Origin of the sequence: Rhizobium herbae (genome assembly GCF_019511375.1) — a bacterium.
In the GTDB taxonomy this organism is placed as follows: domain Bacteria; phylum Pseudomonadota; class Alphaproteobacteria; order Rhizobiales; family Rhizobiaceae; genus Pararhizobium; species Pararhizobium herbae_A.
This window is the reverse complement of the sequence record NZ_JAEUAO010000004.1, coordinates 162,663-185,584: the sequence shown is the minus strand read 5'-3', so window position 1 is coordinate 185,584 and position 22,922 is coordinate 162,663. Positions and strand designations below refer to the sequence as shown.

At 62.4% G+C, this 22,922-nt stretch carries 23 protein-coding genes; 10 read left to right on the top strand and 13 right to left on the bottom strand.

Annotated elements, in window-relative coordinates:
- Positions 1-466: 466 nt before the first annotated feature.
- From JNB71_RS17655 to odc2, 3 genes are all read right to left on the bottom strand, one after another.
- Entirely contained in the window at positions 467-1,150 is a 684-nt protein-coding gene (locus JNB71_RS17655; protein ID WP_220373372.1) for an OmpW/AlkL family protein, read from the bottom strand.
- Between the two features lie 173 nt (positions 1,151-1,323).
- Entirely contained in the window at positions 1,324-1,914 is a 591-nt protein-coding gene (locus JNB71_RS17650; protein ID WP_220373122.1) for a GNAT family N-acetyltransferase, read from the bottom strand.
- A 91-nt stretch (positions 1,915-2,005) separates the two neighbouring features.
- A complete protein-coding gene (odc2, locus tag JNB71_RS17645; RefSeq protein ID WP_220373121.1) occupies positions 2,006-3,139 on the bottom strand; it encodes an ornithine/lysine decarboxylase in 1,134 nt (377 codons plus the stop codon).
- A 700-nt stretch (positions 3,140-3,839) separates the two neighbouring features.
- On the opposite strand from odc2, the gene JNB71_RS17640 reads away from it, so the two are divergent.
- The 3 genes from JNB71_RS17640 (at position 3,840) to JNB71_RS17630 (ending at position 6,536) form a co-directional block, all read left to right on the top strand.
- The gene (locus JNB71_RS17640; RefSeq protein ID WP_220373120.1) at positions 3,840-4,733 is read left to right on the top strand and encodes a LysR family transcriptional regulator; all 894 of its coding nucleotides are present in this window, start codon (positions 3,840-3,842) and stop codon (positions 4,731-4,733) included.
- Positions 4,734-4,851: 118 nt separating this feature from the next.
- Entirely contained in the window at positions 4,852-5,493 is a 642-nt protein-coding gene (locus tag JNB71_RS17635; protein WP_220373119.1) for a DUF1007 family protein, read from the top strand.
- On the top strand, positions 5,487-6,536 hold the full coding sequence (locus JNB71_RS17630; RefSeq protein ID WP_220373118.1) for a nickel/cobalt transporter: 1,050 nt from the start codon (positions 5,487-5,489) through the stop codon (positions 6,534-6,536). Before JNB71_RS17635 ends, JNB71_RS17630 begins: the two co-directional genes overlap by 7 nt.
- A gap of 184 nt (positions 6,537-6,720) precedes the next feature.
- Here JNB71_RS17630 and JNB71_RS17625 read toward each other — a convergent pair whose 3' ends face one another.
- From JNB71_RS17625 to JNB71_RS17610, 4 genes are all read right to left on the bottom strand, one after another.
- Entirely contained in the window at positions 6,721-6,936 is a 216-nt protein-coding gene (locus JNB71_RS17625) for a hypothetical protein (RefSeq protein ID WP_220373117.1), read from the bottom strand.
- Positions 6,933-7,625, bottom strand: coding sequence for a GNAT family N-acetyltransferase (locus tag JNB71_RS17620; protein WP_220373116.1), 693 nt, complete (start codon positions 7,623-7,625; stop codon positions 6,933-6,935). The genes JNB71_RS17625 and JNB71_RS17620 overlap by 4 nt, the downstream gene beginning before the upstream one ends.
- 133 nt (positions 7,626-7,758) lie before the next feature.
- Positions 7,759-8,523, bottom strand: a complete 765-nt coding sequence (locus tag JNB71_RS17615; RefSeq protein WP_220373115.1) for a tellurite resistance TerB family protein — start codon at positions 8,521-8,523, stop codon at positions 7,759-7,761.
- 129 nt (positions 8,524-8,652) lie between these two features.
- The gene (locus tag JNB71_RS17610) at positions 8,653-9,291 is read right to left on the bottom strand and encodes a 2-dehydro-3-deoxy-phosphogluconate aldolase (RefSeq protein ID WP_220373114.1); all 639 of its coding nucleotides are present in this window, start codon (positions 9,289-9,291) and stop codon (positions 8,653-8,655) included.
- Between the two features lie 236 nt (positions 9,292-9,527).
- Here JNB71_RS17610 and JNB71_RS17605 point away from each other — a divergent pair, with 236 nt between their 5' ends.
- From JNB71_RS17605 to JNB71_RS17585, 5 genes are all read left to right on the top strand, one after another.
- Positions 9,528-10,010: a CYTH domain-containing protein gene (locus JNB71_RS17605; RefSeq protein WP_220373113.1), complete on the top strand. Its 483-nt coding sequence runs from the start codon at positions 9,528-9,530 to the stop codon at positions 10,008-10,010.
- Entirely contained in the window at positions 9,994-10,899 is a 906-nt protein-coding gene (locus JNB71_RS17600; protein WP_220373112.1) for a CHAD domain-containing protein, read from the top strand. The genes JNB71_RS17605 and JNB71_RS17600 overlap by 17 nt, the downstream gene beginning before the upstream one ends.
- 137 nt (positions 10,900-11,036) lie before the next feature.
- Positions 11,037-11,729: a helix-turn-helix transcriptional regulator gene (locus JNB71_RS17595; RefSeq protein ID WP_220373111.1), complete on the top strand. Its 693-nt coding sequence runs from the start codon at positions 11,037-11,039 to the stop codon at positions 11,727-11,729.
- A gap of 70 nt (positions 11,730-11,799) precedes the next feature.
- Positions 11,800-12,168: a VOC family protein gene (locus JNB71_RS17590; protein ID WP_220373110.1), complete on the top strand. Its 369-nt coding sequence runs from the start codon at positions 11,800-11,802 to the stop codon at positions 12,166-12,168.
- Between the two features lie 86 nt (positions 12,169-12,254).
- Complete coding sequence (locus tag JNB71_RS17585) at positions 12,255-13,214, top strand: rhodanese-related sulfurtransferase (RefSeq protein WP_220373109.1); 960 nt, start codon at positions 12,255-12,257, stop codon at positions 13,212-13,214.
- Positions 13,215-13,230: 16 nt separating this feature from the next.
- Here JNB71_RS17585 and JNB71_RS17580 read toward each other — a convergent pair whose 3' ends face one another.
- From JNB71_RS17580 to JNB71_RS17555, 6 genes are all read right to left on the bottom strand, one after another.
- Entirely contained in the window at positions 13,231-14,604 is a 1,374-nt protein-coding gene (locus tag JNB71_RS17580) for a GH1 family beta-glucosidase (RefSeq protein WP_220373108.1), read from the bottom strand.
- 425 nt (positions 14,605-15,029) lie between these two features.
- Positions 15,030-16,214 carry a Gfo/Idh/MocA family protein gene (locus JNB71_RS17575; protein ID WP_220373107.1) on the bottom strand — a complete coding sequence of 395 codons (1,185 nt, stop codon included), beginning with the start codon at positions 16,212-16,214 and terminating at the stop codon, positions 15,030-15,032.
- Between the two features lie 166 nt (positions 16,215-16,380).
- On the bottom strand, positions 16,381-17,433 hold the full coding sequence (locus tag JNB71_RS17570) for a sugar phosphate isomerase/epimerase family protein (RefSeq protein ID WP_220373106.1): 1,053 nt from the start codon (positions 17,431-17,433) through the stop codon (positions 16,381-16,383).
- Positions 17,434-17,688: 255 nt separating this feature from the next.
- Positions 17,689-18,642, bottom strand: a complete 954-nt coding sequence (locus JNB71_RS17565; RefSeq protein ID WP_220373105.1) for a substrate-binding domain-containing protein — start codon at positions 18,640-18,642, stop codon at positions 17,689-17,691.
- A gap of 66 nt (positions 18,643-18,708) precedes the next feature.
- On the bottom strand, positions 18,709-19,713 hold the full coding sequence (locus JNB71_RS17560) for an ABC transporter permease (protein WP_220373104.1): 1,005 nt from the start codon (positions 19,711-19,713) through the stop codon (positions 18,709-18,711).
- 63 nt (positions 19,714-19,776) lie between these two features.
- A complete protein-coding gene (locus JNB71_RS17555; protein ID WP_220373103.1) occupies positions 19,777-21,303 on the bottom strand; it encodes a sugar ABC transporter ATP-binding protein in 1,527 nt (508 codons plus the stop codon).
- A gap of 163 nt (positions 21,304-21,466) precedes the next feature.
- On the opposite strand from JNB71_RS17555, the gene JNB71_RS17550 reads away from it, so the two are divergent.
- Together JNB71_RS17550 and JNB71_RS17545 are read left to right on the top strand one after the other, a co-directional pair.
- Positions 21,467-22,492 carry a LacI family DNA-binding transcriptional regulator gene (locus JNB71_RS17550; RefSeq protein WP_220373102.1) on the top strand — a complete coding sequence of 342 codons (1,026 nt, stop codon included), beginning with the start codon at positions 21,467-21,469 and terminating at the stop codon, positions 22,490-22,492.
- A 10-nt stretch (positions 22,493-22,502) separates the two neighbouring features.
- The gene (locus JNB71_RS17545; RefSeq protein ID WP_220373101.1) at positions 22,503-22,874 is read left to right on the top strand and encodes a VOC family protein; all 372 of its coding nucleotides are present in this window, start codon (positions 22,503-22,505) and stop codon (positions 22,872-22,874) included.
- Positions 22,875-22,922 lie beyond the last annotated feature (48 nt).

Genomic DNA, 22,922 nt, shown 5'->3' with positions numbered 1-22,922 from the left:
ATTGGGAACGAGAGACTTCACCAAAAGCCTGGAAGCTTGCGGACGGCCGGGGCTCTCACCCGTGCCATCGCCTGTAGTTCATCCGGGCGGCGCTGTCAATTTCGCGCATGGCGAAACCCCGCTCCGGAGACAGTCGGGCTCCGGAGCGGCGCTGCTTGGGATGGGCAGGCAGCGGTGTCGGTTTGGTAGATGTGTCAGGCTTTGCTGCCTGCCGGCACCGGATTTTCCGGGCATTTGCCCATCACTCCGGCACCGCCTTCAGGACCGGACCGCGCCGGGAGGCGAGGCCGGTTCGCGAACCCGGTTTCCCGCCCTGAAGACAGGTCAAGAGTGCCACCAGACGGCGCCCCGGGGAAAAAACGGCCGCAACAAAGCGTCCGCCCTTCTGCAAACGGCTGTTTTGCCAGGAACATTTGTTCATGCGCGGCAGGAAGCCGTCCCCGTTTGCGGCAGCGTGATCGGGCGGTCAGAAGCGGTAGCTGACACCGGCGCCGATCAGCCAGGGATCCAGCTTGGCCTTGCCGGATAGCGCCGTGCCGCCAAGATTGGCCTTCCATTCCGGTTCGAGGAACAGCTTCTTGACATCGAGGTTGAGACCCCAATGCTCGTCGAGCTTGTAATCGAAGCCGACCTGCAGCGCAGCGCCGAAGGTGTCGTCGATTTTCAGGTCCGTGAACGCGCCGGCATCGGATTGATTGTAGAAGATGGTGTAGTTCACGCCCGCGCCGACATAGGGCTTGAAAGCGCCGAAATCGGTGAAATGGTATTGCACCGTCACAGTCGGCGGCAGCAGCCAGGCCTTGCCGACCTGCCCCAGTCCAGCGATGGAACCTTCGGTATAGACCTTGGAACTGGTCGTGCCGAGAATAAGTTCGGCGGCGATGTTGTCGGTGAAGAAATAGGTGATGTCGAGTTCGGGCGTGATCGAATCCGAATAGGACAGATCCGACCCCGGAATGCCATCGACCGAACCGCTGTCGTGGGTGATGACGCCGAGAGCCCGCATACGAATCATCCACGGGCTTTGCGCAGTGTCCTCCAACGCAGCCGGTGCGACCAGCGGTGCCGTCAGATCGCCGGCGTGGGTGGCAACACCCGCGAACATCAGCGTTGCAAAGGCAGCCACCGCTCCGGGTGCCGTCGTCTTCATAGTCATCATTCTCTCCTTCAGCATCGAATCGGCCACTAGAACCGGAACGAGCATTTGGAGAAACGAGACGGAAACGATTTGAGCCAGATCAAGCGCCACGCCACAAAACGCAAATGTGGCATTTTGAGCACAGGAGAATTCCCGTTCGTGGCGAGCGCCACGAACGGCGCCTCTCAGGCGGCCCGGCGCAGTTTCGGCATGGCGAGCTTGCGGCCGCTGGCGACCAGCATGCCGGCAGCGCCTTCCAGCCAGCCGTCCTTCAGCTCCAGGCCCAGGAAACGGTTGCGCTCGAACGGGCCGGGCATGACGAGGTGCTGCGCCTTGGCGGCGAAAAAGCCGAAGCGCTCGTAGTAGGGCGCATCGCCGACGAGCAGGATGGCGCCGTGGCCGCGGGTCTTCGCCTCGCCGATGGCGGCACGCATCAGTGCGCCGCCGATGCCCTTGCCCTCATGGGCGGCATCGACAGCGAGCGGGCCGAGCAGCAGGGCTTCGACCGGCGAACCGTCACGGCCGACACCGGCTTCGACGTTCCAAAGCCGCACCGTACCGATGACATGTCCGTCCGGATCGCGGGCAACCAGCGCCAGGCCCTCGGCCGGCACGCGGCCGCGGCGCAGCGCTTCCGACGACTTGCGGCGGCGGTTCGGCCCCATGGCGCGATCGAGCAGGTTTTCCCGCGCGACGACGTCGCCGGGGTTTTCCACGTCGATGGTGAAGGCATTCTGCGCGAAGAACGCGCGGACAGAATCAAGAACAGCGGCCATTTTGGCCTCCCGTACCCAATACCGTTATCAGCGGCGATGAACGAAAATTGTGAACTTGCTGCCCCGGCCTTAAAAAACCGGAGCAGGCCTGTCAGATGACGTAGGACTTCAGCGGCTCGAAGCCATTGAAGGCGACGGCCGAATAGGTCGTCGTATAGGCGCCAGTGCCCTCGATCAGGACCTCGTCGCCGATCGTCAGCGAGATCGGCAGCGGATACATGTTCTTCTCGTACATCACGTCGGCCGAATCGCAGGTCGGGCCGGCGAGCACGCAGGGCTCCATCTCGTCAGCGTCATGCGCGGTGCGGATCGGGTAGCGGATCGCCTCGTCCATGGTTTCGGCGAGACCGCCGAACTTGCCGATGTCGAGAAAGACCCAGCGGTGGTTGTCGTTGTCCGACTTCTTCGAAATCAGCACGACTTCCGACTTGATCACGCCGGCATTGCCGACCATGCCGCGGCCCGGCTCGATGATGGTTTCGGGCAAGTTGTTGCCGAAGTGCTTGCGCAGCGCAGAAAAGATCGCCTTGCCATAGGCCTCGGCGGACGGCACGTCACGCAGGTACTTGGTCGGGAAACCACCGCCCATGTTGACCATCTTGAGCTCGATGCCCTGCTTTGCCAGTTGCACGAAGACGCGCTTGGCGTCAGCAAGGGCCGAATCCCAGGCGTCGACCTTGGTCATCTGCGAACCGACATGGAACGAGACGCCATGGGAGGTGAGGCCCAGCTGATGGGCGTAGACGAGAACGTCGACGGCCATCTGCGGAACGCAGCCGAACTTGCGCGACAGCGGCCATTCGGCGCCTTCGCCATCGGTCAGGACGCGGCAGAACACCCGTGCGCCCGGAGCCGCGCGGGAAATCTTTTCGACTTCCTCGTGGCTGTCGACCGCAAAGAGCGAAACGCCGAGCGCATGCGCCCTGGCGACGTCGCGTTCCTTCTTGATCGTGTTGCCGAAGGAGATGCGGTGGGCGGTCGCGCCGGCATCGAGCGCCATTTCGATTTCAGCGACGGACGCGCAATCGAAGCTGGAGCCCATCGAGGCGAGCAGGCGCAGGATTTCCGGCGCCGGGTTGGCCTTGACGGCATAGTAGATCGAGCTGTCCGGCAGGGCATGACGGAAAGCCTTGAAATTGTCGCGCACGACATCGAGGTCAACCACAAGGCACGGGCCTTCGGGACGTCGGGTGTTCAGGAAGTCGATGATGCGTGCAGTCGTCATAAGGGTATCCCCAATCAGTTAGGCTCCGGCAAGCCGGAGGACAAAGGGCATACGCGAACACGTCCTGGTACCAGCCGGTGGAGACCCCGGGACCAGACATGCGCACGATGCGCGGATGGTGAACAACGCCCCGCCAAGAGCTTTGTTCGGCTTTGTCTGCCATTGATTGGAGGGAGAACCCTACCGCACTTCCGGCAATGAAGGTGTGCCTCTTCAGTAACCCCGGCTGATGGAAAGCCGGAAGAGAACAAAAAGGCCCGCACCGTCGTTGCTTCAGATGTCCTCGCATTTTCCGGTTGGCCGGAGTAGCGACTGGAGGGGTTAATTCCAGGTACCTTACCGATTTCCTCACCAATTCGAGGGTTCGGCGGACACCCATGGGCACGTGCGACTTTGGGCTGAGTGGGAGATAAGAAAAAACCCTGTCGTAATCAAGCATTTTTTCCCGTTTTTCTGTTGAATTTTTTGCCGGGACGGAAACAATCACGACGTTCACATTTAATGAACAATGAGGGGCGCCGGAACGGATGGACCAACCCGTTGATTTCCAATGGTTTCGTTTCAAAAAACTGCCCCCTCTTTCGCAAATTGCGGCAAGCGATATCGGCAGTGCGAAAGACCGCCGTTCGATGGTGCAATGCGGTCGCCCGAAGGCGGCGCAAATCGAATGCGTTAGTTGTGCAAAAGGAATGATGGACGGATGGATACTCTGACCCGGATTCGCGCGTTCATCGACGTGGTCGATGCCGAGGGCTTCTCCGCCGCGGCCCGTCGCGGCGGACGCTCCAAGGCGCTACTCTCCAAATATGTGCGCGAACTCGAGGACGAGCTCGGCGCCCTGCTCCTCAACCGCACGACCCGGCAATTCTCCCTGACGGAGGCCGGGCACACCTATTACCGGACGGCGTCCGAAATCCTCAAGGAGATCGACAACCTCGCCGACCTCGTGCGCGCCGGCAATTCCGACCTCAAGGGCCGCTTGCGCATTTCCGCGCCGCGCACCTTCGTCGATGCGGAGATCGGCCAATCGCTGATCGATTTCGGCAAGGCGCATCCGGAACTGTCGCTGGAGATCGTCTCCGACGATCGGTTCGTCGACCTGGTGGAGGAGGGTTTCGATGTCGCGATCCGCATCACCAAACTGGAGGATTCGACGCTGATCGCCCGCAAGCTGGACGACTTCCAGGTGCAGATCTGCGCATCGCCGGCATTTCTGGAAAAGAACGGCCCGATCAACCATCCCGCCGAACTGTCGCGGCACGCCTGCATCATCGACACCAACGGTCGCTCCTACAGCAACTGGCGCTTCGTCGAACCGGATGGCACGACGTTCAGCGTACCGGTGGGCGGGCCGATCGAGGTCAACAGCCCGCTTGCCGCCGTGCGCGCGGCCGAATCGGGCATCGGCATATCGGGCGTTCCGGAATTCATCGCCCGGCCGAAGATCGCCGCCGGAACGCTCGTGCCGATCCTGGAAACCTATCTTCCCAAGGACCGCGGCATCTATGCAATCTATCCACATCGGCGCTACCTGCCGACGAAAGTGCGGACCTTTGTCGATTTCCTCTATAACTGGTTCCGCAAGAACACCTGAAATTGTCGACTTTGCCGCCGTTGCAAAGTCCCAATTCCGTCCCATTTGACATCCATTGCAGGATATATTGGGCAGATCGATCGGCTGCGCCGGTGCAGCGAAGGGAAGCACGACCACCATGAAACCATTGCCCCTGATCCTGGCGGCCGCGGCCTCCCTTGCCCCCGGCGCCGCCCTCGCCCACCCGCACATCTTCGCCGAGGCGCGCCTGGAGATCGTCGCCGACGGGACCAACCAGATCACCGAACTGCGCAATGTCTGGCGGTTCGACGAGCTGTTTTCGTCCAGCGTCGTGATGGATTTCGACAAGAACTCCAACGCGCAGCTCGATGCCGACGAGTTGCAGGAGGTCGGCCAGACCGTTCTCGATTCGCTTGCGGAATACAATTACTACACGACGGTCAGCGACAACGGCAAAACCATCAAGGTCAACAAGCCCGACGCGATCACCGCCGACTACAAGGACGGCCAGTTGCTTCTGATGTTCGCCGTCAAGCCGGCGGAAGCGATGCCGCTCAAGGGCACCCTGTCGTTCGGCGTCTACGATCCGACCATGTATACGGCGATGGATTTTCCGACCGATGAGGACCTGGTGCCGGTCGGCGATCAACTGAAGGCGTGCGAACACAAGGTGGTGCGCCCGGATCCGGACGAGGTTCTGGCGCAGAACCAGGCGAGCCTCACCGACGCCTTCTTCAACGACCCGACGGGGACGGACATGTCGAAAATCTTTGCGACGAGGATCGAATTCAAATGCTGACGGCGCGTCAATCCCTGCGTCCGCTCGGCATCGCGCTCGCTCTGGTAGCTGTCGCCGTCACGGTGGCCCACGCCCAGTCGCCGCTCGGCATCGGCACGGCCGAGCCGGCCTTCAAGACGACGGGCCTGTTCGGTGGGTTCTTCTCCTTCGTGAACATGGAGCAGCAGCGTTTCTACCATACGCTGACGCAAGCGATCAAAGGCATGCGGGAAAACCCCTGGCAGCTCTGGTCGCTGATCGGGCTCTCCTTCGCCTATGGTGTTTTCCACGCCGCCGGCCCCGGCCACGGCAAGGCGGTGATCTCCTCCTATATGATCGCCAATGAGACCGAGCTGAAGCGCGGTGTGCTCCTGTCGTTTCTCTCCTCGATGATGCAGGGCGGCGTTGCCATCCTGCTGGTCGGCGCGGCCTACCTGGTGCTGCGCGGCTCCTCGATCTCGATGACTGAGGCGACGCATTTTCTCGAGGTGGTGAGCTACGCGCTGATCGCCGCCTTCGGTGGCTGGCTGCTGTTTCGCAAGCTGCGCGGGCTGCGGGAGCGCCGGCTGGTGCCGGCACTGGGCCAGGATCACCGCCACGGCGCCCATCAGCACGATCATGGTCACCATGATCATGTGCATCATTCCCACGACGGCCATCATGGCCACAGCCATGGACCGGGCGAGGTCTGCGACACCTGCGGTCATGCGCATGCGCCTGATCCGTCGATGCTCAAGGGCGATCGCTTCGCGCTGCGCGAAGCCTGGTCTGCGATCATCGCCGTCGGCCTGCGGCCCTGTTCCGGCGCGCTGATCGTGCTCAGCTTCGCGCTGTTGAACGGGCTCTATCTCGGCGGCGTGCTCTCGGTCTTCGCCATGTCGATCGGCACGGCCATTACCGTCTCGGTGCTGGCAACGTTGGCAGTAACCGCCAAGGACCTCGCCGTTCGCTATGCCGCGAGCGGAAACGCGGCGATGCGGATCAGCAATGGCATCGAAATCTCCGGAGCGCTGCTGGTGCTGGTGCTGGGCGTCGTGCTGCTCGGGGCCTCGCTGCAGGGGTGAGACTTCCTCTCCTCCCCTGCGGGGAGAAGTGCCGAGCGTATGCGAGGCGATGAGGGGTTTCTCGACGACTTCGGTGCCAGCCGCCCCCTCATCCGCCCTTCGGGCACCTTCTCCCCGGCGGGGAGAAGAGGAAGAACGAAGCAAGTCGGCACGAAAAACCGTTTCGCCCTTCTCCCGGAACTTCCTACAGCCCGCGTCGCCGCTGGTGGCGCGCCCGCAGCCAGAAGATCAGGAAGAAGCCGAGCACGAACAGCGCGCCGACGACGGCCGCCAGCCACGGCGAGATATCGCCGAGCGACAGCATGATCGTCGGCAGGATGAAGAAGCCGAAGCCGACGACGGCGATGATGATGGCGGCCGCTATGGCCGGCGAGCGGTCTTTCTTTTCCGGCGCGGTCATGCCGTCTCCTTCTGCGCCAGCGCTGCGCGAATATCTTCAAGCCTGCGTTTCTGCGTTCCGTCGGCTGAAAAATTGTCCGGTGACAGCCAGGCTTCGAAGGCTAACTTGAGCTGCGGCCATTCACCGTCGATCATCGAAAACCAAGCCGTATCACGGTTTGCCCGTTTGGAAATCATATGCTGGCGGAAAACCCCTTCGAAGGTGAAGCCGAGGCGGTTCGCCGTCTTCTTGCTCGCTTCGTTGCGGTTGTCGCATTTCCACTCGTAGCGGCGATAGCCGAGATCCTCGAACGCGTGCCTGGCCATCAGGTAATGTACTTCGGTGGAAAGCGGCGAGCGGGCCATGGCGAAGGAATGCGCGACGCCCCCGACCTCGACCACGCCGTTTTCCGGGTCGGGACGCATGTAGTTGGCCATGCCGACGACATCGCCGCTTACCTTGTCGTGGAACACTTCGGTGATCCAGCCGGATTTCTGGACGGCGGATAGCCAGGCATCGAAATCCTCGATGCCGCGGAAATCGTCCTGCGAGAAATACTGGAGGCGCGCATTGATGTCGAGACCGCCAAAGGCGGCCCACAGCGCGGCCAGGTGTCTGGCGCGATCATAAGGCTCGATGCGGACATACCGGCCTTCCAGGGTCACCGGCTTCGGCGCCGGGCAACCGGTCCAATTCGTCAAATCGCGCATTTGCTGCTCTCCCGAGACACCACACAGCCGGCTCGGATCGGCCCGGGGATCACCCGAGCCGAATTCCTCAAGCTTTGCCGCTGGCATAGGACAGCTCAGGCATCCGCACAAATGCAAAGTGGTGATGGATGGATCACCACGGCGACTTGATCGGCGGCTCGCCGGTCCGGGGAACGGAGGTTTTCGGTTCGGCAACGGGCGTCTTGGCGGCCGATACCGTCGCCTCGATATGATCGACCAGCGCATCGGCAAGGCCGAGGCGGCCGGCGAGGAGATCGAGGTAGCCGCGTTCCGCGCGGCTGTCCGGCTCGATGGCAAGGCGCGAAGCGGTGTAGAGCTCGACGCGTTCCTCTTCCGTCGTTGCGGCCGCGACGATCGCGTCGAGATCGACGGGATTGCTCAGCTCGTCATCGAGGAACTGTTGTGCTTCGGAATCGAGCCCCGAAAGCCTGACTTTGTCCATGATGCGGGCGCGCTCGGCATCGTCGATATGACCATCGGCGCGGGCAGCGGCGATCATGGCGCGAACCAGGACGAGGACGAAATCGTTGCGAACGACGGCAGGTTCGGTGCTGAAACCGGAATCGGCCGGGGGCGGCAGAAGCTCGGGCAGCGGCTGCCCTTCGGGCTGCGCGACAGGCTCCTTGCCGGCCTGGTAATTCTTGTAGGCCTGGTAGCCGAGACCGGCGATGGCGGCGAGGCCGCCGAGCTTCAGCGCAGCGCCCGTGACTTCCCGGCCGGCGCCGGTACCGAGCAGCACGGCGGCGATCGCGCCGGCGGCGAGCGGATTGTCCTTGGCCATCTGGGTGACCTGCCCGGCACGCCCGCGCACGGTGCCGCCGGCGCCCGGGACCTGCGAACCCAGGAATTGATCGAGCAATTTCTTCGCGTCAAACATAAGGTCACACTCCCTTGGCCGGTCGAAGTCGGATTGAGACATAGGAATGCGACGAGGGAAATACAAACGCTGAGACGAAAAAGGCCGTGCCCGAGGGCACGGCCTTTTCGGCGCATCCATGCGCGGCAATCAGCCCTTCAGGGCGAACGCTTCGGCAGCAAGCCTGGTGATGCCGGCCCAGTCGCCCTTGGCGACCAGGTCCTTCGGCGCCACCCAGGAGCCGCCGACGCAGACGACGTTCGGCAGCGACAGGTAGTCCTTCGCATTCGACAGCGAGATGCCGCCGGTCGGGCAGAACAGCGTGCCGGCGAGCGGCGAGGACAACGCCTTCAGGTAAGCCGCGCCACCGGCCTGCTCAGCGGGGAAGAATTTCATGACTTCGTAGCCTTCCTCGCGCAGGCCCATGACTTCGCTGGCGGTGGCGGCGCCGGGCAGAAGCGGGACGTCGGAATCATTGGCAGCGTCGATCAGTTCCTGCGTCGTGCCGGGGCTGACGATGAACTGGGAGCCGGCTTCTACCGCCGCCTGGTACTGGGCTGCGTTGAGGATGGTGCCCGCACCGGCAACAGCGCCCTCGACTTCGTTGGCAACGGCGCGGATCGCTTCGAGCGCGGCCGTCGTGCGCAAGGTGATCTCGATCGCCTTCAGACCGCCTGCGACCAAAGCTCGCGCCAGAGGCACCGCGGTTGCGACGTCGTCGATGATCAGCACCGGCACCACCGGCTGCAATTTCAGGACGGAAAGAAGTGTATCGGTTTTCTTGCTCATGCCGGCCGCCTTTGCTTTAAAACGATTGAAATCGCAGTTCGAATACTCTTCCCGTCCGCTTTTGTCGAGAACAAACGGGCGTTTTCGAAGCTTATTCGAGCAGGATGACGCGGACTTGACAACAGAGCACCGCAGCGGGTCGATACCCGCCCCCTAACCCGAAGTGCTTGCTTGTTAGCGCGTCACAAACCTGTAATCTATGCATAATCGACCTCCGCGAAGCAGCGAGCAATGCGATGGCCAAGGAAATTGAGCGCAAGTTTCTGGTAGCTTCCGACGGATGGAGAAGCGAGGCGGGGCGCGGCACATGCCTGCTGCAGGCTTATGTCGTAACAATGGATGACCGCTCGGCCCGCGTGCGGCTGATGAACGACGAACGCGCCAAGCTGACGATCAAGATCACCAACGGCTCGATGACGCGAGACGAATTCGAGTATGACATTCCCGTCGCCGATGCGAAGGAACTGATGGCGAAGGCGATCGGCCTCGTCATCGAGAAGACCCGCTATGAAGTGCAGCATGGCGGCTTTGTCTGGGAAGTCGATGTCTACGGCGGCGCGCATGAAGGCCTCGTCATCGCCGAGGTCGAGTTGGGCGCCGAAGGCGACGCGCCGGACCTGCCCGCCTGGCTGGGTGCCGAAGTGACCAGCGACCCACGCTATTCGAACCAGTTTCTGGCCACCTTGGCTTCAAAGAGCGAGCATGACCTATCATATTGACCCTTCTGAGAACTTCACGAAGGAAATCCGGGCGGTTGGCAGCGAGCAGCTGAACCTCGCGATTGCCGCCTTGACGGAGCGCCCAAAGGGGTTGCTGGAAGCGATCCATGATGCCCGCAAATGCTTCAAGCGGTTGCGTTCCCTCTATCGCCTAACCGCCAGCGCGGCACCCGATTTCAGGCAGGCCGAAAACGCGCGCATACGGGACATGGCAAGAACGCTTTCGACGTTTCGCGATGCGACGGCTCTGACTGAAGTCTGCCAATATCTGCTCAAGCACGCACAAAGCAACGAGGAGCGCGCTGCACTGAAGCGGATCGCCAAGATACTGGCGGTCCGGCGCGACCAACTTGCGGCTGATGAGAAACCGCTGGAGGAAAACGTGGCGATGGCGATTGCAACCTGCGGCCAAGCCCTGGAAGCGCTGTCTCATGCGACTTTCGAGGATGACGGCGACAGGAACGCCAAACACCTGGCGAGAAGTTGGCGCAAAATGCTGAAGCGCGCCGCGGCGGCACGCGAGACCTGCAAGGACACGACGGACGCGCATCTGTTTCACGAACTGCGCAAACGCTGCCAGGACTATCGCTACTACCTCTATCTGCTGCAGCCGCTCTGGCCCTCTGCGATGCATGCAAAGAGGGTCGAGGCGACCGAGGTCGTCGATCTGCTCGGCCACCACAACGATCTCGCGCTGCTTACTTCCCTCGTCAACGAGCAGCCGGACCTTTTCGGCAAAAGCGAGGACCTCATGCATCTCCTGTCGGCGGTGATCACGCGACAGGAGGCTCTGCGCAAATCAGCCGTTACCGCTGCCGGGTCCGTTTTTCGCGATGATCCGGTGGACGAAAGCCGGAAAATCCGACTGTTGTGGCAGGACGCGGCCTGAAACGACTGCATAATTGTCTCATTGCCGCTCATTCGGTCTGCTTGTTCCCTCGTAAACGCGGCACCTGACAAGACGCTCGGTGCTGTGAAGTGACATTTGGGGATTGATGCTGCCATTTCGTGGCAGTACGGTGCGGCATGACCCGCTCCACCCGGCTGCTCGACCTTATCCAGCTTCTGCGCACCTACCGCCGCCCGGTGAGCGGCGCAGCACTGGCGCAGCGCCTCGGCATCAGCATCCGCACGCTCTACCGCGACATCGCCACCCTGCAGGCGCAGGGCGCCGATATCCAGGGCGCCCCCGGCTTCGGCTATGTACTGAAGCCCGGCTTCCTGATGCCGCCGATGATGCTCAGCGAAGAGGAGATCGAGGCGCTCGTGCTGGGTGCCCGCTGGGTGGCGGCGCGAACCGACGACGAACTGAAGGACGCCGCCCGCAATGCGCTGGCAAAGATCGCCGCCGTGCTGCCGGCCGACCTCCGGCGGGAGCTGGAGACCAATTCCCTGCTCGTCTCCTCCGCCAGAAAACCTGTTGTCGGCATCACCGATCTGGCGGCGGTCCGCGAAGCGATCCGTCAGGGCTTCAAGCTCGATATCGGCTATGCCGACATAAACGGCCGATCGACGAACCGCCGCATCTGGCCGTTTGCGCTCGGCTATTTCGAGGAAACCCGCGTTCTCGCCGCCTGGTGCGAGCTGCGCGAAGATTTCCGGCATTTTCGAGCCGAACGGATTGCCTCGATGATCGTGACGGATATCCGCGTTCCGCAAACGCGACGGCACTTGCTGGCGGAATGGCGCCGGGTCCACAATGTGAAGAACGACATGTGATCCTACTGCCAGAAACTGACAGCAGGCCTCAATAAAACGGTCTCCGCAAACCACGAAGGAGACGACCATCATGACAGCCGATTACATCCTGCTCGCCGTCGACAGCCCGGCAGAAAGCGCCAATTTCTACCAGGTCGTTCTCGGCACGACACCGCTCGAGCTTTCGCCGACTTTCGCGCTGTTCAAGATGAACGAAAGCACCAAGCTCGGCCTCTGGTCGAGGAAGACCATCGAACCCAAGGTGGTCGTCGATGCCGGCGGCAGCGAGCTGGCGATCTCCGTTGACGACCGCGAGCGCGTCGATGCGCTGCATGCCGAATGGAGCAAGAAGGGCGTCACCATCCTGCAGGAGCCGGTGGCGATGGACTTCGGCTATACCTTCACCGGCGCCGACCCGGATGGCCACCGCCTGCGCGTCTTCACCCCCGAAGGCATCTGACACCAAATGCCGCGGCCCGGCGGCCTCGAACCGTCGGGCCGCGATGCGGATTGCGCGAAAGAGCCGAAAGCTGTATTTCACGCCGCATGACAGACACGCTCAAAACCCCTCGCCCGGAGACCCGCCTCCCGGATGCCAACGGCCAGTTTCTGGTGGCAGCGCTTTACCATTTCGTTTCCTTCGACCGGTTCGCCGACTTCCGGCAACCGCTGCAGGCGATGTGCGACGACAATCAGGTGAAGGGGACCCTGCTGATTGCGCACGAGGGCATCAACGGCACGATTGCCGGGCCGCAGGACGGCATCAAGGCCGTTCTGGCCTTTCTCCGCAGCCAGCCGGAATTCACTAACCTCGAGCACAAGGAAAGCTGGGCGTCGTCCATGCCCTTCCTGCGCATGAAGGTGCGGCTGAAGAAGGAGATCGTCACCATGGGCGTCGAGAATATCGACCCCAACCGGGTGGTCGGCACCTATGTCGCGCCGCAGGACTGGAACGCGCTGATCTCCGATCCGGATACGCTGGTGATCGACACCCGCAATGACTACGAGACAGCGATCGGCACCTTCCGCGGCGCCATCGACCCGAAGACGAAGAGCTTTCGCGACTTCCCCGATTGGGTGAAGAACAATACCGATCTCGCCAACAAGCCGAAGATCGCCATGTATTGCACCGGCGGCATCCGCTGCGAGAAGGCAACGGCCTTCATGAAGGAACAGGGCTTCGAGGAGGTCTACCACCTCAAGGGCGGAATCCTCAAATATCTGGAGGAGATGCCGCAGGAACAAAGCCTGTGGGACGGCGCCTGCTTCGTCTTCGATGACCGCGTTTCGGTGACGCATGGCCTGCAGGAAGGCGAGCACACGCTCTGCCACGCCTGCCGCCAGCCGCTGACGCCGCAAGACCTGACCTCGCCCCACCACGAAGAGGGCGTTTCCTGCGTGCACTGCCACGACAAGCGCACGGAAGAGGACCGCAAGCGCTACCGCCAGCGCCAGCAGCAGATCGAGCTCGCCAAGAAGCGCGGCGAGCGGCACCTGGGAAGCTGACCATCGAACAAGGCGGTCACGCCGCCTTGTGATTGCCCTTCGGGAACTGCCCTGCCAGTTCCTTGTACCAGTGGCCGCTCTTCTTGATGGTGCGGACCTGGGTTTCGTAGTCGACATGGACGATGCCGAAGCGCATCCTGTAGCCTTCCGCCCATTCGAAATTGTCCATCAGGCTCCAGGCGAAATAGCCCTTCATCGGATAGCCTTCGGCGATCAGGTCGGCCGTGACCGAGAGGTGGTCGGCGATATAGTCGAGCCGCGGCTGGTCGTCGACCGCGCCGTTTTCGACGCCCATATTGTAGCAGGCGCCGTTCTCGGTGATGTAGCAATCCGGCAGTTCGTAACGCGCGTTCACAGTGCGGATCAGGTCGCCGAGCGCCTGCGGGAAAACCTCCCAGCCGATATCGGTCTTGACGTTGCTGACCGGCTTGGCGCTGACCGTTGCCGGATACTCGGCGCCTTCGACCGGATCGTTGGAGACACGCATCGGCGTGTAGTAGTTGACCCCCCACCAGTCGGTCTTCTGGCTGATCGTCGCCATGTCGCCATCCTCGATCGCCGGCATGCGGCTACCGAGCGCAGAGAGGAAGCTCTCCGGATATTCACCCTTGAAGACCGGGCCGAAGAAGACGCCGTTGTGAAAATCGAAGGCACGCTCGGCCGCCGCCTTGTCTTCGGCGCTGTCGCTGCCGGCATAGACATGCATGGGGTTGATGACGATGCCGACCGGCAGTTTCGGTTGCGCCTCGCGCACGGTGGCAACGCCAAGGCCATGGGCGAGATTGGTGAAATGCAGCGCGCGAAGTGCTGCATCCATGTTGCGCTCGCCTGGCGCGTGGATGCCCCAGAGATGGCTGAGCCAGACGGAGCACCACGGCTCGTTGAACGTGGCGACCGCATCCAGCCGATCGCCGAGGCGAGCGATCACCGTCTTGGCATAGCGCTGGTAGGCATAAGCTGTTGAGCGCGCCGTCCAGCCACCGTCGCCCATCAGGGCCAGCGGCAGGTCCCAATGGTAGAGCGTCGCGAAGGCCTTGATATTACGGGCCTTAAGGCCGTCGACGAGGCGGTCGTAGAAATCCAGGCCCTTCTCGTTGACCGGGCCGGTGCCCTCCGGAATGATCCGCGGCCAGGCTATGGAAAAGCGGTAGGCCCCGACGCCGAGGCTCTCGATCAGGTCGAGGTCTTCCTCCAGCCGATTGTAGTGGTCGCACGCAATATCGCCGTTGTGGCCCTGATAGACCCGGCTCGGCATGTTGGAGAAGGCGTCCCAGATGGACGGCTTGCGCCCGTCGGCCTTCGTCGCACCCTCGATCTGGAACGAGGCTGTGGCAACGCCGAAGAGGAAATCGCCGGGAAAGCGAGCGGCAAGTGTCTTGGGGTCGATCATGAAATTGCTCCGGGAAAGCGGCTCTATCTGCAACGTTGCAGTAAAACGGTTTGCGAAAAAGTCAACCTCGCGGTTGGCGAAGGCGTGGCAAGGCTGAAAGCCACAGCAAGGATGGGCCATTCATGTTTCAGGAAAAAGAATGGCCTCGTAGTCCTGAACACCGTTCAAAATATGGAGACACGGTAGGCGAAGCCGGCTTGCCCCTCACCCTAACGCTCTCCCCGCATGCGGGGAGAGGGGACATGCTCTGCTCGACTGCGGAGATTGGGGACAACGGGTGCGGCAATGTCTCCCTTCTCCCCGTTCTAACGGGGAGAAGGTGCCCGCCAGGGCGGATGAGGGGCCATTCTTTCCGTGTGCCGACAGAGATGATAACAGTTAGCATAGCAGCAGGCGCGAGCCGGATAAAGATCGCCAAAGCAAACCTAAACCTTCACCCACGCCCCGTTGCGCTTGGACGACTGGACGCAGGCATCGACGAACACCATGCCCTTCATGCCATCGTCGATTGTCGGATAGATGACAGCCGGGTCGACAGCCTCGCCCTTGCGGCGGGCGAAGATGGCGCGGGCGGCTTCGGTGTAGATATTGGCGAAGCCTTCGAGATAGCCTTCCGGATGACCTGACGGGATGCGCGAGACGCGGGCGGCGGACGGGCCGGAACCTGCGCCGGCACGGGTGATCAGCCGCTTCGGCTCGCCGAACGGCGTGTACCACAGGTAGTTCGGATCCTTCTGCGTCCATTCCAGGCCCCCCTTGGTGCCATAGACGCGCACCATCAGGCCGTTCTCGTGCCCTGGGGCGACCTGGCTGCACCAGAGCAGGCCCTTGGCGCGCTCGCCGTCCCTTTCCTTGAAGCGCATCATCACATGGGCGTTGTCGTCCAGCGCCCGGCCCTTGACGAAGCTGTCGAGATCGGCGGCAAGCTCTTCCAGTTCGAGGCCGGAGACGAAGGCGCCGAGGTTATAGGCATGGGTGCCGATATCGCCGGTGGAACCGCCCGCACCCGACTTGGCCGGATCGGTCCGCCAGGCGGCCTGTTTCTGGCCGGACTGCTCGATGTTTTCCGTCAGCCAGTCCTGCGGATATTCCATCTGCACCAGCCGGACCGCACCGATATCGCCATTCGCGACCATCGAGCGGGCCTGGCGGACCATCGGATAGCCGGTGTAATTGTGGGTCAGCACGAACAGCGCATCGCTCTCGTCGGCCAGCTTCTTCAGCTTTTTCGCGTCCGAAAGCGTCGAGGTCAGCGGCTTGTCGCAGATCACATGGATGCCGCGCTTGAGGAATTCCTTGGCAGCTTCGTAGTGCACATGGTTCGGCGTGACGATGGCGACCGCCTCGATGCCGTTCTTCAACTTGGCTTCGCGGATCGCCATTTCCCTGAAATCGGAATAGCTGCGCGACGGATCGAGGCCGAGTTCGGCGCCTGAGGTCTTGGCCTTTTCCGGTGTCGAGGACAGGGCGCCTGCGACCAGCTCGAAGTGATCGTCGAGACGCGCCGCGATACGGTGAACCGCGCCAATGAACGCGCCCGACCCGCCGCCAACCATACCGAGCCGAATGCGCTTTTCGCGCGTTGTCGAAGAGCTTCCTTCGATTGCCATTGTGTTCTCCTGAAATTCAATTGGTGTTGATGGCCCCTAATCCGCCCTATCGGGCACCTTCTCCCCGCAGGCGAGGAGAAGGACCGTCCCCCCAGCTCCGCGCCAAATCAGGGCACGTCCCCTCTCCCCGCTTGCGGGGAGAGGGTTAGGGTGAGGGGCAAGTTTCTCAAAGCCCGAGCATCCGCCGGTTGGCCGCTTCGTCGGTGCCGCTGTCGGCGAAATCGTCGAAAGCCTTTTCGGTAACGCGGATGATGTGATGCCTGACGAATTCCGCGCCTTCCCGCGCGCCGTCTTCCGGATGCTTCAGGGCGCATTCCCATTCGACCACGGCCCAGCCGGCAAAATCGTTGGCGGCCATCTTGGAGAAGATAGCGCCGAAATCGACCTGGCCGTCGCCCAGCGAGCGGAACCGTCCGGCCCGGTTGACCCAGCCCTGATAACCGCCATAGACGCCCTGCCTGCCGGTCGGATTGAACTCGGCGTCCTTGACGTGGAACATCCGGATGCGATCCTTGTAGATGTCGATGTTTTCCAGATAGTCGAGGCATTGCAGCACGTAGTGCGAGGGGTCGTAGAGCATGTTGGCGCGGGCGTGGTTGCCGGTGCGCTCCAGGAACATCTCGTAGGTGACGCCGTCATGCAGGTCTTCGCCCGGATGGATCTCGTAGCAGACATCGACGCCGCAATCCTCCGCATGGTCGAGGATCGGCTTCCAGCGGCGGGCAAGCTCGTCGAAGGCGGTCTCCACCAGTCCGGCCGGACGCTGCGGCCACGGGTAGACAAAGGGCCAGGCGAGCGCGCCGGAAAAGCTCGCCATCGCATTGAGGCCGAGGTTTTTCGATGCGGTCAGCGCCAGCTTGACCTGATCGACCGCCCATTGCTGGCGTGCCTTGGGGTTGCCACGGACTTCGGGCGCAGCAAACCCGTCGAAGGCTTCGTCATAGGCGGGGTGGACGGCGACGAGCTGCCCCTGAAGATGGGTCGAGAGTTCGGTCACCTCGATGCCGTTGTCGCGCGCCTTGCCTGCGAACTCATCGCAATAGGCCTTGGATTCGGCCGCTTTTTTCAGGTCGATCAGGCGTCCGTCCCAGCTCGGTACCTGGACGCCCTTGTAGCCGCAATCGGCGGCCCATTTGGTGATCTCGCCCCAGGAGTTGAACGGGGCGGCATCGCCGGCGAATTGTGCGAGAAAGAGCGCGGGGCCCTTGATGGTCTTCATCTGTCGTCTCCTCCATCGAAAGAAGGCCGCTCATCCCGGCCACATCGATAAAATCTCGAAAAAACCTCTCCGTCGCACTAATATAGTAGCAACGGCTTAACCTGAAACGTTGCAGGACGCCCCGGAAGCTATCATGTTTGCGTCAGCGGGCAATCCGCTTCGGCATAGATTTCGGGAAAATCGTCGGGGCAACCAGGATGACAATGAAAGGCTGCCCGTCATCGCGCGACGGGCAGCCCAAGCATCAGATCAGCATCAGAACGGCGAATCGGGGAAATAGAAATCCTTCGCATTCTCCTTGGTGATCAGCGTCGCATCGATGGTGTAGACGCCGCGAACCGGCACCTGGCCATAGAAATTGGCAGCCGTCATCTCAAGCGCCGTACCGATCATTGCCGGCGGATAAAGCACGTCGACCGGGATCATCTTGTCGCCCTCCATCACCCTCTTGACCATGTCCTTCGAGCCGGCGCCGGCCACGACGTACTGGATGTCCGTGCGCTTGGCCTGCTCGATCGCCTGCAGCACGCCGACGGCCATGTCGTCGTCCTGGCACCAGACGACGTCGATCTTCGGATACTTGGTCAGATAGTCCTGCATGACCTTGAAGGCGTCGTCGCGGTTCCAGTTGCCGAACTGACGGTCGAGAACCTTGATGTTGGAGCCTTCGATGCCCTTGTCGAAACCGTCCTGACGCTGCTGGTCGATCGGGATCGGCAGGCCACGGATGACGACGACTTCAGCGTCCGGCGTGGTTGCCTTGATATATTCGCCCGCGGTCTGGCCCAGTGCCGGGTTGTTGCCGGCGACGTAGAGGTCGCGAACCGTGTTGTCGTTGACGCTCGGGGCGCGATCGACAAGCGCGACGAACGTACCCTTGCCCTTGACTTCCTTGATGGCGTTGACCAGCGGATCCGGGTCGGACGGCAGGATGACGAGCGCGTCGATGCCCTGGGTCTCGAGGTCCTGCACGGCATTGGCCTGACTTGCCGGATCCGGTGACGTCTTGACGATGACGTTGAGGCCCGGATGCTGCTCCATCAGGAGCTTGGCTACGCGCTCGGCGTGAAACACCACGCCTGCCGTCCAGCCGTGGTCGGCGGCCGGGATCGAAACGCCGATCGTGACCTTCTTTTCCTCCTGCGCGTGGGCCACGCCGGTCAGCGCCATCATGGCAACGGCTGCAACGCCCATTAGTCCTTTACGCATGTTTCTCTCTCCCTGGTGATGCGGGCCTTTCGTCTTTGAGACAGGGCGACCCATGAACCCGGTTGTTCACGATTTCCGCACAAGCGAGCGCTGCACGAGCATCGCGATGATGATGATCGCACCCTGGATGGCGCCGATCAGATACTCGCTGATGAAATTGGAAAGCAGCATGATGTTGCCGACGAGTTCGAGGATGAAGGCGCCGCAGATCGTGCCCCAGACACGCCCCGCCCCGCCCTTGAGCGCCGTACCGCCAACCACGACGGCGGTGATCGCCTGCAACTCCCAGAGGATGCCGGTTGTCGCCGAGGTCGATCCTAGGCGCGGCACGTAAAGGAGAACCGCGATCGCGACGCAAAGCCCCTGGATGACGAAGGCGATGGTGCGCACACGATTGACCGGAATGCCGGAATAGCGGGCGACATCGCTGTTCGACCCGACGGCGACGACATGTCGGCCATAGCGGGTGCGGTAAAGGACGAAAGCGGCAATGCCAGTGACCGCAAGAATGACCGCGATGGGAACCGGCATGCCGAGGATCGAACCGAAATAGGCGGGCCGGTACATTTCCTGGAGTTCCGGCTCGCGCAGCGTGATCGCCCCGCCCTGCGACAGCCAGGTGGTCAGGCCGCGATAGATGCCCATCGTGCCGAGCGTCGCGATAAAGGGTTCGATCCGGCCGACCGTGGTGATCAGGCCATTGGCAAGGCCGCAGAGTGCGCCGGCAATGACCGTGAACAGAACGGCCGCGGTCAGCATCAGCGCGGGATCGGCAATGGCACCCGAATTCATGAACAGGATCATCAGGCTTGCGACAAAGGCGACCATCGAGCCGACGGAAAGGTCGAGGTCGCCCGATGAGATGACGAAGGTGGCGCCGACGGCGATGATGGCGATGAAGGCGCTGCGGGTCGCGACATTGGCGAGATTGGTGATGCCGATGAAATTCGGATTGACGATCGCGCCGAGAATGAGGAGTAGCACCAGGGCCGCGAAGGGCGCGACAGCCCGAAGGTCGATATCCCGCCAGGTCCGGCGCCGGATTTCCCGGGTTTTCTCGTTGACGCTCATATCCAAACCAACCTCCCGTCCCATTGTCCCTGGGAATTTTCTGCTTCGCGCCGTTGTGCCCGGTCAGGCGACCGCCTTTTTCTTCAGTCCTGCCGCATAGCGCATGATTTCCTGCTCGGAGATTTCCTCACCCTCCAGCATGCCGACGATCCGTCCCTCGCGCATGACCGCGACGCGGGTGCAAAGGCCGATCACCTCGGGCATTTCCGAGGAGACGACGACGATCGCGCGGCCGTCGCGGGCGAGCGCCGAGATGAAATGATAGATCTGCTGCTTGGTGCCGACGTCGATGCCGCGGGTCGGCTCGTCGATGATGATGATCTCCGGCTCGGTTTCCATCACCTTGGCGAGAAGCAGCTTCTGCTGGTTGCCGCCCGACATGCGGCCGGCGACCACATTGCCGTCGCGCACCCGGATGTCGAAGCGCCGGCGTGCCCGCTCCAGGGCGGACGCCTCGCTGGCGGGGCTGAGATAGCCGAACTTGCCGTGCTTCTCCAGTGACTGCAGCGTCAGATTGGCGGTCATGCGCGAATTGAGAAGCAACCCCTTCGCCTTGCGATCCTTGGTCATGTAGGCAAGGCCGCAACGGTTTGCAGCGTGGGCGTCGCCGGACGGCACCGCCTCCCCCTTTATGAACACCTCACCGGAGGCGCGAGAGCGCAAGCCGGCAACCGCCTCCATCAATTCGGTCCGGCCCGAGCCGATCATGCCGGAGAAGCCGAGGATCTCGCCCTTGCGGACATCGAAGCTCGCGTCGCGGACATAGCCGGTCGAAAGCGCGTTGACGCTGAGCACGACCTCTTCGTCGACATTCGGCTCCCGCTTGGCCGGATAGAGCTTGGACAACTCGCGGCCGACCATCAGCTGGGCGATCGATTCGCCGTCCAGCATCGATGTCGGCGACGTCTTGATCCACTGGCCGTCGCGCAGCACCGTGACCCGGTCCGTCAGCTCCATGACCTCATCGAGCTTGTGCGACACGAATACGAAGCTCGTGCCCTGGTCGCGCAGCTTGCGGACCTGCCGGAACAGGAAATTGGTTTCTTCGCGCGACAAGACGGCCGTGGGCTCGTCCATGAACACGACGCGCGCGTCGCGGCTGATCGCCTTGGCAATCTCGACCATCTGCTTGTCGGCGATGGAAAGCGTGCTGATCATCGCGTTCTCATCGACATGCGAGCCGAGGAGATCAAGGACGCGGCGCGCCTCGGAGCGCATGTACTTGCGGTCGAGCACGCCGAAGCGGGTGACTTCGCGACCGAGAAACAGGCTCTCCGTGACGGTCAGGTGTTCGGCCAGATTGAGTTCCTGATGGATGATGACGATGCCGAGCGCCTCTGCCGCGCCATTGGGCGGCAGCTTGACCGGATTGCCGTCGAGAATGATTTCGCCGGAGGTCGGCTGCTCGAAGCCGGAGAGGATCTTGACGAGGGTCGACTTTCCGGCGCCGTTTTCCCCCATCAGCGCATGGATCTCGCCGGCACGCAGGTCGAAATTGACGCTGAAGAGCACCTGCACGCCGCTGAAAGATTTGCTTATTCGCCTCGCGGACAGCACCACCGCGCCAGCGTCGACGGCCTCCGAATCCATCACGTCCTCCTTGCGGCTCCCATCCGCCAACAAATATGTAAACCTTTACATAGAGCGTGTAAAGGTTTACATCTGCGCATAAGACGGAATTTCCGAGGCCGCCCTTTGACGCCCGGGGAAGTCTGTGTAGTGTCCCGCCGAGCTAACCCCAAGGCAGAACGCAGTGTCGAATTCCACGCCGGCAACAATCGAGGACGTCGCCCGGATCGCCGAGGTTTCGATCGCGACGGTCTCGCGGGCGATCCACACGCCCGAAAAGGTGGCGAACTCGACGCGCCTCAAGGTCAACCAGGCGATTGCCATCACCGGCTATACGACCAACGCCATGGCGCGCAGCCTCAGGCTCGGCCGGTCGAACATGATTCTCGTCGTGGCACCCGACATCGGCGACCCGAACTTCTCCAACATCCTCGTTGGCCTGGAAAACGAGGCGCGGTCGCATGGTTACGGCGTGCTGATCGGCCATACCCAGAACGACCCGCAGCGCGGGCTGGAATATCTGAAGTTCCTCAATTCCAACCAGGCGGCCGGGCTGATCCTGTTCACCGGCATCCTGCCCTTCGGCCATCAGGCCATGACCGCCCGCCTGCCGCCCAGCGTCGGCGTCTTCGAACCGGTGTTTAACGGCGGCATACCCTATGTCGGCGTCGACGATATCGAAGGCGCGCGCAAGGCGATCGATCTCCTGATCGCCGAAGGCCACCGCAAGATCGCCTTCGTCGGCGATTCCCGCACCCGGCTCGCCCACAGACGGCGGCGCATGGGCTACGAGGCCGGGATGGACGCCGCCGGAATCGGTGCCGATCTGCGCATCGTGCTCGAAGGCGACGGCACCATCGAAAGCGGCCGGCTGGCGGTCGAGCAGCTGTTCATGCGCGATACGCTGCCGAGCGCCTTCATGTGCGTCAACGACCAGACTGCGATCGGCGTGATGATCGGCCTTGGCGCGCGCGGCTATGATGTCCCGCGGGACTTTTCGGTGACGGGTTTCGACGACGTGCCGCAGGCGGTGTTCACGTCGCCGGCCCTCACCACCATCCGCCAGCCGCGAACACTGATCGGCAAACATGCGATGGCGCTGCTGCTGGAGCTGCTGTCCGACGGCCAGCCGGCCGAGACGGAAATCCTGCTGCGTCCCGATCTCGTCGTCCGCAACTCGGTTTCGGCGCCGTCGCGCGCCTGGCGATAGGGGCGCGGCTTTGCGACTGGGCCGACTGGTTCTTTATGCGCGGGACGTGGAGGCGATGGTCGGCTTCTATGAAAAGCATTTCGCCTTCAGACCACTCCGGCTGACGAACGACCGGATCATCGAGCTCGTTGCATCGGATGGCGGCGCCAATCTGATGATTCACCCGGCGGGCCGGGCGCAGAAGATGGGCCAATCGTTGGTGAAACTGGTCTTCGACGTCGAGGATGTCCAAGCTTTCTGTGCCAAATGCGCCAGCGAGGGACTTGAATTCGGATCGCTGCACCGAGCCGACGGCTATGTGTTCGCCAACGCCAAGGATCCGTGCGGAAACTCCATTTCGGTTTCCAGCCGGTCGTTCAGGCAGTCACCCGGGAAACGGTGAGCCGCCATGCTCCAAGCGTAAAATATGTCATGTCGGCCGATTGAGCTG

Coding starts and splice junctions, on each gene's coding strand:
- JNB71_RS17655 (WP_220373372.1), bottom strand. CDS start 1,150: ATGAAGACGACGGCACCCGGAGCGGTGGCTGCCTTTGCAACGCTGATG.
- JNB71_RS17650 (WP_220373122.1), bottom strand. CDS start 1,914: ATGGCCGCTGTTCTTGATTCTGTCCGCGCGTTCTTCGCGCAGAATGCC.
- odc2 (WP_220373121.1), bottom strand. CDS start 3,139: ATGACGACTGCACGCATCATCGACTTCCTGAACACCCGACGTCCCGAA.
- JNB71_RS17640 (WP_220373120.1), top strand. CDS start 3,840: ATGGATACTCTGACCCGGATTCGCGCGTTCATCGACGTGGTCGATGCC.
- JNB71_RS17635 (WP_220373119.1), top strand. CDS start 4,852: ATGAAACCATTGCCCCTGATCCTGGCGGCCGCGGCCTCCCTTGCCCCC.
- JNB71_RS17630 (WP_220373118.1), top strand. CDS start 5,487: ATGCTGACGGCGCGTCAATCCCTGCGTCCGCTCGGCATCGCGCTCGCT.
- JNB71_RS17625 (WP_220373117.1), bottom strand. CDS start 6,936: ATGACCGCGCCGGAAAAGAAAGACCGCTCGCCGGCCATAGCGGCCGCC.
- JNB71_RS17620 (WP_220373116.1), bottom strand. CDS start 7,625: ATGCGCGATTTGACGAATTGGACCGGTTGCCCGGCGCCGAAGCCGGTG.
- JNB71_RS17615 (WP_220373115.1), bottom strand. CDS start 8,523: ATGTTTGACGCGAAGAAATTGCTCGATCAATTCCTGGGTTCGCAGGTC.
- JNB71_RS17610 (WP_220373114.1), bottom strand. CDS start 9,291: ATGAGCAAGAAAACCGATACACTTCTTTCCGTCCTGAAATTGCAGCCG.
- JNB71_RS17605 (WP_220373113.1), top strand. CDS start 9,528: ATGGCCAAGGAAATTGAGCGCAAGTTTCTGGTAGCTTCCGACGGATGG.
- JNB71_RS17600 (WP_220373112.1), top strand. CDS start 9,994: ATGACCTATCATATTGACCCTTCTGAGAACTTCACGAAGGAAATCCGG.
- JNB71_RS17595 (WP_220373111.1), top strand. CDS start 11,037: ATGACCCGCTCCACCCGGCTGCTCGACCTTATCCAGCTTCTGCGCACC.
- JNB71_RS17590 (WP_220373110.1), top strand. CDS start 11,800: ATGACAGCCGATTACATCCTGCTCGCCGTCGACAGCCCGGCAGAAAGC.
- JNB71_RS17585 (WP_220373109.1), top strand. CDS start 12,255: ATGACAGACACGCTCAAAACCCCTCGCCCGGAGACCCGCCTCCCGGAT.
- JNB71_RS17580 (WP_220373108.1), bottom strand. CDS start 14,604: ATGATCGACCCCAAGACACTTGCCGCTCGCTTTCCCGGCGATTTCCTC.
- JNB71_RS17575 (WP_220373107.1), bottom strand. CDS start 16,214: ATGGCAATCGAAGGAAGCTCTTCGACAACGCGCGAAAAGCGCATTCGG.
- JNB71_RS17570 (WP_220373106.1), bottom strand. CDS start 17,433: ATGAAGACCATCAAGGGCCCCGCGCTCTTTCTCGCACAATTCGCCGGC.
- JNB71_RS17565 (WP_220373105.1), bottom strand. CDS start 18,642: ATGCGTAAAGGACTAATGGGCGTTGCAGCCGTTGCCATGATGGCGCTG.
- JNB71_RS17560 (WP_220373104.1), bottom strand. CDS start 19,713: ATGAGCGTCAACGAGAAAACCCGGGAAATCCGGCGCCGGACCTGGCGG.
- JNB71_RS17555 (WP_220373103.1), bottom strand. CDS start 21,303: ATGGATTCGGAGGCCGTCGACGCTGGCGCGGTGGTGCTGTCCGCGAGG.